The following is an 8,293-nucleotide window of genomic DNA, read 5'->3' on the forward strand; positions in this document are numbered from 1 at the left end:
CATGGAGAGCAGCATGACGCCGCCGTCGGACGTGAGCCGACCGCCGTCGAAATCAGCTGTGATTTTCTTGCGCGCGACGGCTGGAAACGAGAAGGGCAGAATCGTATTGTCGATCATGGCGGGCGTGGCTGGCGTGAAACGCGTGAAGGGTTGGCTTAGACACCCGAATCCTGCGCCGTATCATGGCCTTAAGCTATGTCCGCCACCCCAAAAATCACGCGCTGTGAATAATCCCGGCTAGTCCGGCAATCAAATTACGTCGTGAGCGAGAATTAATTGATCTCTTGAGAAAGACGCCATGGAAAAGCGAGCGCTTCAATCTGATATGTCTTCCTCTGCGCGATTGGCGTTGCAGGTGACCCACATAGTTGGGAGTCTGGAATTCAAGTCTGCGGGACCAAGCTATTCGGTGCCCGCGCTCGCCTCGGGACTTGCGAGAATCGGCGCGAGCGTCGAGCTTCTAACAATAGGCTCCCCCTCGCGTACAGTGGAAGGTGGCGTGGAAACTATACGGTTTCGGCACGACTTCAGCCTTGTTCCCGGGATCAGCCAACTGCGGCTTTCGAGCGAACTCCACGCTGCGATCGAGGCATCCGCTGCGCGAGGCGGAACGCTGCATGCACACGGCTTGTGGCAGATGCCTAACATTTACCCGCTACTTCAGGCGAAAAAGCATTGTGTCCCCGTGCTGCTCACGCCGAGAGGCATGCTCGCCGACGCGGCGCTAAAATTTTCACGATGGAAAAAGGAGCTTTTTTCAGTCGCAATTCAGCGTCGCGCGCTCGAAAACATCTCGTGTTTTCATGCAACATGCGATGCGGAACTTCAAGAAATTCGCGCATACGGGCTGAAAGCTCCCGTGGCGATCATTCCGAACGGCGTCGACATGCCGCCTATGAATGCGCGAACAGGTTCGGACAATCGAACGGAGCGCACTTTGCTTTATCTCGGCCGATTGCATCCGAAGAAGGGAGCCGATGCATTGCTCATGGCTTGGTCGAGGCTCGAAGCTGCATATCCCGACTGGCGTCTGGAATTCATCGGGCCTTCCGAGATCGGTTATAGAGACAAATTGAAAAAGCTCGCAGGTGCCTTGAATTTGCAGCGTGTGTCGTTTCAAGACCCTGTTTATGGCCAGGAGAAGTTGAGTGCGTTCCGCCGCGCCGATTTGTTCGTGTTGCCGTCGCTCAACGAAAACTTCGGCATGACTGTCTCTGAAGCGTTGGCGGCGGGAACGCCGGTCGTCTCAACGAGGGGGACCCCATGGGGCGGACTGGTGGAGCAAGGCTGCGGCTGGTGGATCGATCAAGGAATCGATCCACTTTGCGCCGCGCTGGCGAATGGGATGGCGATGCCGCAGGATGAACGCGTCGCGATGGGTGAAAGAGGTCGCGCTTGGATGCAGCGGGATTTTTCCTGGGATCACGTCGCTGTGCAAATGGCGGATGTGTATGCTTGGCTGCGTGGAAACGGGCCGCGACCTGGTTTCGTGGATGTGATGCCGAATTTACGGTCGCCAAGATATTGGCCGCTGATAAGGAGCGAAGATGACTAAGGGGATTCCTGAGGCTGGAGCGATGAAAGGCGCGGTTTGTTGGAGGAAGCGTCGATCCAGAAAAAAACGTTCCAGAAATTGATCGAGCAGGAGCAATAAATGAGTGCTATACCCCGATTCCTCATAGAGGGTGTTGCTATCCATGTCCAACCATTACCAAACACGCGCCCCGCGCCGCCAGAATGGCGCCGGGTGGACGCTTACCATGCAAGCCGCGCAACCCGTCCAATTCTCATGGCCCCCCACCGGCTTCATTCGCGCCTTCGCCCGCGATGTCCTTCGGTGCCCGGAGGCTTTTTCCGCTGTATCTCGCCTATGTTGTGGAAGCCGTCGTGCGGGCGATTGGCGCGCCCGCTATTAATTTGTGTCCTGAATGGCCTGACGACGCTTTCCAGCGCCGGAGTGCATGGCGCGCGCGATCGCGATAAACTCTTGCTGACGCGTTCCGGGCGATTTTTTTAGGTGAGTGCGGAGCGAAAGCCACACCTCCGCTGTTTCTCCGTCCGGTTTCGGAAATCCGGTTTCAAAAGCACGAACAATGCATTAGCCAATGGCGGCCTTCTGGCCGCGCCCTCGGTCACGATTTCGCGGACGATGCGGCCTTCCCATCATCGCGCCGACGTCGAAATCGGCTGGAACAAATAGATTGACATGAAAATATCCATCATCGGCTCCGGTTACGTGGGCCTTGTTTCCGGCGTCTGTTTCGCCGATTTCGGCCATATCGTTACTTGCGTGGACAAGGACGAAACGAAAATTGAAGCCTTACGGCGGGGTGAAATTCCGATCTACGAGCCAGGGCTCGACGATCTGGTCGCGCGCAACACCCGCCAGCAAAGGCTGTTCTTCTCAACCGATCTGGCCAAAGCGGTGGCGGAATCCGAGGCCGTCTTCATCGCCGTCGGCACGCCGTCGCGGCGCGGCGACGGTTATGCTGATCTTTCCTATGTCTATGCGGTCGCCCGGGAGATCGCCCCCGCGATCAAGGGTTTTACTGTCGTCGTCAACAAATCGACGGTTCCGGTTGGTACCGGCGACGAGGTCGAGCGCATCATTGCGCAGGCGCGCCCCGACGCCGATTTCGTCGTCGTCTCCAATCCGGAATTCCTGCGCGAGGGCGCGGCCATCGACGATTTCAAGCGACCGGACCGCATCGTCATCGGCACGCTCGACCCGCGCGGTCGGGAAGTGATGAGCGAGGTCTATCGGCCGCTCAATCTCAACCAGCCGCCGCTCTATTTCGTCGACCGTCGCACGTCGGAATTGATCAAATACGCGGCCAACGCCTTTCTCGCGACGAAAATCACCTTCATCAACGAAATGGCCGATCTGTGCGAGAAAACCGGCGCCAATGTCCAGGATCTGGCGCGCGGCATCGGTATGGACAAGCGCATCGGGCCAAAATTCCTGCATGCCGGTCCTGGTTACGGCGGCTCTTGCTTTCCCAAGGATACAACCGCGATCATCAAGACCAGCCAGGACTATGATTCGCCCTTGCGCCTGATCGAAACCGTCGCGGCGGTCAACGAGCAGCGCAAGCGCGGCATGGCGAAAAAAGTGATCGCGGCCTGCGACGGATCGGTGCGGGACAAATCCATCGCTGTGCTCGGACTGTCCTTCAAGCCGAATACCGATGACATGCGCGACGCGCCATCGATCGCCTTGGTGACGGCGCTGGAGGACGCGGGCGCACGGGTGCGCGCCTTCGATCCCGCCGCCATGGAGCAGGCAAAGTCAATGATGCCGGACGTGACCTTCTGCGAGGATGCTTATTCCTGCGCAAAGGGCGCGCAAGCTCTGGTCATCGTGACGGAATGGGACGCCTTTCGCGCCCTTGATCTCGATCGACTGAAGGAGGAACTGGCGGCGCCGGTGATGGTCGATCTGCGCAATGTCTATCGTGCGGAAGATTTGCGCCGGCGCGGTTTTAGATATGTGAGCGTCGGCCGTGCGTAAAACGTTGGATGCGTGAAAACCCGAAGGGCCGCGTCAGCGAATAGGTTCTAAAAATGGCCTTGCAAACCTCCAGGGCAAACACGACCGACCGGACGGGCGCCGCCCGCATCATTGGTTGACCGCCTTCAGGATCGAAACCCAATCCTGCCGGTCGCCCAGCACGCGCAAGATTGTGACGTGATCCTCGGCCATCGTGTAAACGATGAGGCGCCTTTCATGGATATGGATTCGGACAGGTGGCTTGAACTCGCTGCGCTCCCGAGCAAGCGTGGGCATCGCCGCGATTGTCTCGAACATTTGCGCCAAATCGTCGATATAGCGGTCTGCCTGTTCTATCGACCATTTTTCCGCGGAGAAACGCCAGATGTCATCAAGATCGGCGAGAGCGCGCGGAGCAAGCAAGTATTCTCGCCGCTCAGCGAACGACATGTCGCTCCCGCATACGGAGCTTGAAAGCTGTCGCATCAAAGGGCTGCGGTTCTCCGCTCGCTAAGCCTTCGGTGATGGCAGCCTGCAAAACTGCGAGTGCTTCCTTCCGCTCCTGGTCCTTGCGGATGAGGTCGCGGATATAATCACTAGCATTGCCGTATAAGCCACTTTCGGCTTGGCGCTCGACCCAAGCTTTCATTGGATCGGGAAGCGATACATTCATCGTCGCCATGGCTGTCTCCTATTGCAGGATCCTATCACGGAGTGGCAAATTTGGCAAAGCTAATGGCAAAAACTGTCATATCACCGGCTGCAAACCAGACGCTCTGGTTTGACAATTCATTACGCGCCCGTGCTGATTCGTACCAAATTAGAATCATTCGACCTTTTGCGCCAGTTTTCGTGACTGGCGGATCAATTCCGAAAGGGCCTTGCGCTCATCAATGGCCTCGCTGGTGTAAAGGCCGTGTTTCAGCGCGTTGCTATTGCCTTTCGGCGCGCCGGATCCACGCGAACGGTTCCTCCTGATATGAATAGATGGGCGGCCTAAATCGCTCGCGTTTTTTCTTGCGGAAGGAACGAAAGAAGCTCAAGCGATCCCGACGCGTCCCAGGCGCCGTTTGTGCGAAACAATTGATTCGAAATCTAATGCAAGGAGAGCGATTTTGCCCTTTAGGAAACGCGCCCTGATCACCGGCGCCACCGGACAGGATGGAGCCTATCTCGCCGAACTTCTCCTCTCGCGCGGCTATGAGGTGCACGGTATCAAACGCCGTTCTTCAAGCTTCAACACCCAGCGGGTCGATCACATTTACCAGGATCGGCATGAAGGCCCGACCCATTTCACGCTCCATTATGGCGATTTGACCGACGCCACCAATCTCATTCGCATCGTCCAGGAAGTGCGCCCTGACGAAATCTATAACCTCGGCGCGCAAAGCCATGTAGCGGTGAGCTTTGAAACGCCGGAATATACTGCAAATTCGGACGCTTTAGGAACGCTTCGGCTACTTGAGGCGATCCGGATATTAGGGTTGGAGAAGCAAACGCGCTTTTATCAGGCCTCAACTTCCGAGCTCTACGGAAAAGTTCAAGCCGTGCCGCAGGATGAAACGACGCCGTTCTATCCGCGCTCGCCTTATGCGGCGGCAAAGCTCTACGCCTTCTGGATAACCGTGAATTACCGTGAAGCCTATGGCATCCACGCTTCGAACGGCATTTTATTCAACCATGAAAGCCCCGTTCGCGGCGAAACTTTTGTCACCCGCAAAATCACCCGCGCGGCAGTGGCGATACACTTGGGCCAGCAGGATTGCCTCTATCTCGGCAATCTCGACGCGCGGCGCGATTGGGGCCACGCCCGGGACTATGTCGAGGGGATGTGGCGCATCGTGCAACAGGAGCAGGGCGACGATTACGTGCTGGCGACTGGCGAGACCCATACTGTCCGCAGATTCGTCGAACTGGCTTTCTCCGAAGTCGGCGTCGAACTCGATTGGTCGGGCGCAGGCGTTGACGAGATCGGTCGATGCCGCAAGTCGGGACGCGACATCGTCAAGATCGATTCTGATTATTTCCGGCCGACCGAGGTCGATCTTCTGATCGGCAATCCGGCAAAGGCGCGCGAAAAACTGGGCTGGTCGCATAGGATCGGACTTGAACAACTCTGTCGCGAAATGGTCGCTTCTGACCTCGTCGAAGCGAAGGGCGGCAAACCGCGCCAGTCGGAAATCGCTGATTTTCTCAAGGAATTCGCATGACGCACTTTTCGCTCAAGGGTAGGCGCGTATTTGTGGCCGGGCATCGAGGTATGGTCGGCTCCGCTTGCTTGCGACGGTTGCGGCAGGAGGATTGCCAAATTCTTGTTGTGGAACGCGCAGAACTCGACCTCACGCGGCAAGCGGAAGTTGAGCAATGGATGGCGCGGCAAAAGCCGGACGTGGTGATCATCGCTGCGGCCAAAGTCGGCGGCATTCTCGCCAATGATACATTTCCTGCAGCCTTTCTCTATCAAAACCTGATGATTGAGAGCCATCTCATTCATGCGGCTCATCTGACCGCCGTTCAAAAACTATTGTTTCTTGGTTCCTCGTGCATCTATCCGCGCGAGGCCGCGCAGCCGATTCGCGAAGAAGCCTTGCTCACTGGCCCGCTCGAAAAAACCAACGAATGGTATGCCATCGCCAAGATCGCCGGAATCAAGCTCTGTCAGGCCTATCGCAAGCAATTCGGCGCGGATTTCATTTCCGCCATGCCGTGCAATCTCTATGGTCCGAACGACAATTTTCATCCGACGGGAAGCCACGTGATACCGGCTTTGCTTCGCCGTTTTCACGAAGCCAGGACGGCAAATGCGGAAAGCGTCAGTTGTTGGGGCAGCGGGACGCCACGCCGTGAATTCCTGTTTGTCGACGATCTTGCCGACGCATGCGTTTTTCTCCTGAAGTCTTATTCCGGGACCGACCACGTCAATGTCGGCGTCGGGGACGATATTTCGCTCAAGGATCTCGCCATAAAGATCAAATCGGTGACAGGTTATGAAGGCGCCTTGGTCTGGGATCTTTCGAAACCGGATGGAACTATGCTGAAGCGCATGGATGTCTCACGCATCAACGATATGGGTTGGCGCGCGACAACATCATTTGCCGATGGTCTAAAGGCTGCCTATGATTGGTTTGTCGAGGCGGAGCGACGAGGGGAAATCCGGAACTGACGACTGATTTTCGATCTAGGAAACGGCCCCTGCCGTTGGTTTCGTGATCAAGACCTGAGGCGAAATGGCCAACTGGGGCGGGGACTCTTCGGCAAACAAGTTTTCCCATCGTTTCAGACAAAAGTCCCTGCTAAAGGCGCGTTCGAGCATCTCGCGGGCGCTGTTCCCCATGCGCGTTTTCCGTTCGGGGTTATAGGCGTAAAGTCGGATGATCTCGGCAAGGCGGTGGCTGTCACCGGGGACGACGGCGTCGCCACAATCGTAAGTATCGACAAGCGTCGCGATCTCACCGCGCAGGTCGGCGACAGCGACTGTGGGGCGGCCGGCCGCCGCAATACCATAAAATTTGCTTGGCACGATCAGCCCCTCCATCTCGGGACGCAACGAAATCCAGTGAATGTCGGGAAGCGCCAAAGATTGTGGCAACAGTCTCGCGTCCTGGTAAGGGAAGAAGCGAAAGGCTGGTGAAAGGCCGCGCTTCTCGATCTCGGCTTTCAATCCTGCCGTCAAAGCCCCGCCGCCAATGAACAGGAACACAATGTTCGTTTCGCCGCGTAAATGTTCCGCAGCTTCGATCAGGGTTTGATATTCATGGGCGCGACCTAGGTTGCCAGAATAGCCGACAACGAATTTGTCCCCCACCCCCCAAGCTTCGCGCAAAGGATTATCTTTCGCCGCGAGCGGCCGAATCCTTTCGTTGTCGCACCAATTCGGAATAACCGTGACCCGTTCGGGATTGACGCCTGACTTTATGAGGCGTTCGCGCATCTTTTCGCCGATCGCAATATTTCGGGTGGCGGCGCGCAGGCTGGCGTCGCGCGCGGCGATCAATAGCGGCGCGAACGGCTTTAGCGCCTCGAGACCGAGGCCCAACGCAACTTCGGGATAAAGGTCCTGCAGCCAGTTGACCAGACGAAGCCCTTTGGCTTTGGCTACGGGAGCGATCGCCGCCGACAACAAAGGCGGATCGGTCTTGACGACAATCCAATCTCCTCGTTTAGCGAGTCGTGTGGCGGCTGCGGCGAAGGCGCCGTAAAGCCCCAAATAGTCGACCGCTCGGCCAATAATTTTCTCGCGTCCGAAGCGTGATCGCGCGACACGATTAATGGCGACGCCGTTGATTTTCTCGAAAGCAGGAAGAGTCACGGACGGATCGTCATAGGCGTCCCGACTCGTTATGACGCCAACATTTTGGCCTCGCGCCACGAGATGAAAGGCCAGATCGGATAATATCTGGCTTGTCGCGGAATGATCCGGGTAAAAAAAACGGTTGACGAACCAAATTCTTGTGCAATTGTTCACGGGATGCGGATGACGAGACAAGAAGTTTTTTTTTCGCATGTTTTCCTGATCAACCTATTCTATTGCGCTCTGATCCCCAGGGGAACCAGAGCCTTTAAAGAAGTGCTTGCAAAGCCCCGCGCTGAGATTTCGTTTTGGCGTCGAATCGCTGGCTAGATGCCGTAATACCGTCGGCGTTTTCAAGGGCCCTTGGTATTAAGCCGCCGCCTTGGTCACCGCCTCGCAGACGTCGTCCACGACCTGTTCGACCAGTTTGCGGTCGTCGCCTTCCGCCATCACGCGGATCACCGGTTCTGTGCCCGATGGCCGGATCACCAGACGTCCGTCCGCGCCGAGCC

7 protein-coding genes and 1 pseudogene are annotated in these 8,293 nt (G+C 57.0%); 4 read left to right on the forward strand and 4 right to left on the reverse strand.

What is annotated here, in order from left to right:
- The first annotated feature begins 298 nt into the window (after nucleotides 1-298).
- Together QZY01_RS04265 and QZY01_RS04270 are read left to right on the forward strand one after the other, a co-directional pair.
- A complete protein-coding gene (locus QZY01_RS04265) occupies nucleotides 299-1,555 on the forward strand; it encodes a glycosyltransferase (RefSeq protein WP_294533768.1) in 1,257 nt (418 codons plus the stop codon).
- Nucleotides 1,556-2,206: 651 nt separating this feature from the next.
- Nucleotides 2,207-3,511, forward strand: coding sequence for a UDP-glucose/GDP-mannose dehydrogenase family protein (locus QZY01_RS04270; protein WP_294533771.1), 1,305 nt, complete (start codon nucleotides 2,207-2,209; stop codon nucleotides 3,509-3,511).
- Nucleotides 3,512-3,619: 108 nt separating this feature from the next.
- Here QZY01_RS04270 and QZY01_RS04275 read toward each other — a convergent pair whose 3' ends face one another.
- Both QZY01_RS04275 and QZY01_RS04280 read right to left on the reverse strand, forming a co-directional pair.
- Nucleotides 3,620-3,976: a type II toxin-antitoxin system RelE/ParE family toxin gene (locus QZY01_RS04275; protein WP_294533774.1), complete on the reverse strand. Its 357-nt coding sequence runs from the start codon at nucleotides 3,974-3,976 to the stop codon at nucleotides 3,620-3,622.
- A complete protein-coding gene (locus tag QZY01_RS04280) occupies nucleotides 3,927-4,172 on the reverse strand; it encodes a type II toxin-antitoxin system ParD family antitoxin (RefSeq protein ID WP_294533777.1) in 246 nt (81 codons plus the stop codon). The genes QZY01_RS04275 and QZY01_RS04280 overlap by 50 nt, the downstream gene beginning before the upstream one ends.
- Before the next feature lie 433 nt (nucleotides 4,173-4,605).
- On the opposite strand from QZY01_RS04280, the gene gmd reads away from it, so the two are divergent.
- Nucleotides 4,606-5,700 carry a GDP-mannose 4,6-dehydratase gene (gmd, locus tag QZY01_RS04285; RefSeq protein ID WP_294533779.1) on the forward strand — a complete coding sequence of 365 codons (1,095 nt, stop codon included), beginning with the start codon at nucleotides 4,606-4,608 and terminating at the stop codon, nucleotides 5,698-5,700.
- The gene (locus tag QZY01_RS04290) at nucleotides 5,697-6,653 is read left to right on the forward strand and encodes a GDP-L-fucose synthase (protein WP_294533782.1); all 957 of its coding nucleotides are present in this window, start codon (nucleotides 5,697-5,699) and stop codon (nucleotides 6,651-6,653) included. Before gmd ends, QZY01_RS04290 begins: the two co-directional genes overlap by 4 nt.
- Nucleotides 6,654-6,668: 15 nt before the next feature.
- On the opposite strand, the gene QZY01_RS04295 is transcribed toward QZY01_RS04290, so the two are convergent.
- Nucleotides 6,669-7,994, reverse strand: coding sequence for a glycosyltransferase family 4 protein (locus QZY01_RS04295; protein ID WP_294533784.1), 1,326 nt, complete (start codon nucleotides 7,992-7,994; stop codon nucleotides 6,669-6,671).
- A 156-nt stretch (nucleotides 7,995-8,150) separates the two neighbouring features.
- A pseudogene (gene glmM, locus QZY01_RS04300) lies at nucleotides 8,151-8,293 on the reverse strand (phosphoglucosamine mutase); the annotation flags it as partial.

This window comes from uncultured Rhodoblastus sp. (genome assembly GCF_903903185.1).
In the GTDB taxonomy this organism is placed as follows: domain Bacteria; phylum Pseudomonadota; class Alphaproteobacteria; order Rhizobiales; family Beijerinckiaceae; genus Rhodoblastus.

What these genes read in the sequence shown, in the direction of transcription:
- QZY01_RS04265 (WP_294533768.1), top strand. Translation starts at nt 299, where the DNA reads ATGGAAAAGCGAGCGCTTCAATCTGATATGTCTTCCTCTGCGCGATTG.
- QZY01_RS04270 (WP_294533771.1), top strand. Translation starts at nt 2,207, where the DNA reads ATGAAAATATCCATCATCGGCTCCGGTTACGTGGGCCTTGTTTCCGGC.
- QZY01_RS04275 (WP_294533774.1), bottom strand. Translation starts at nt 3,976, where the DNA reads ATGCGACAGCTTTCAAGCTCCGTATGCGGGAGCGACATGTCGTTCGCT.
- QZY01_RS04280 (WP_294533777.1), bottom strand. Translation starts at nt 4,172, where the DNA reads ATGGCGACGATGAATGTATCGCTTCCCGATCCAATGAAAGCTTGGGTC.
- QZY01_RS04290 (WP_294533782.1), top strand. Translation starts at nt 5,697, where the DNA reads ATGACGCACTTTTCGCTCAAGGGTAGGCGCGTATTTGTGGCCGGGCAT.
- QZY01_RS04295 (WP_294533784.1), bottom strand. Translation starts at nt 7,994, where the DNA reads ATGCGAAAAAAAAACTTCTTGTCTCGTCATCCGCATCCCGTGAACAAT.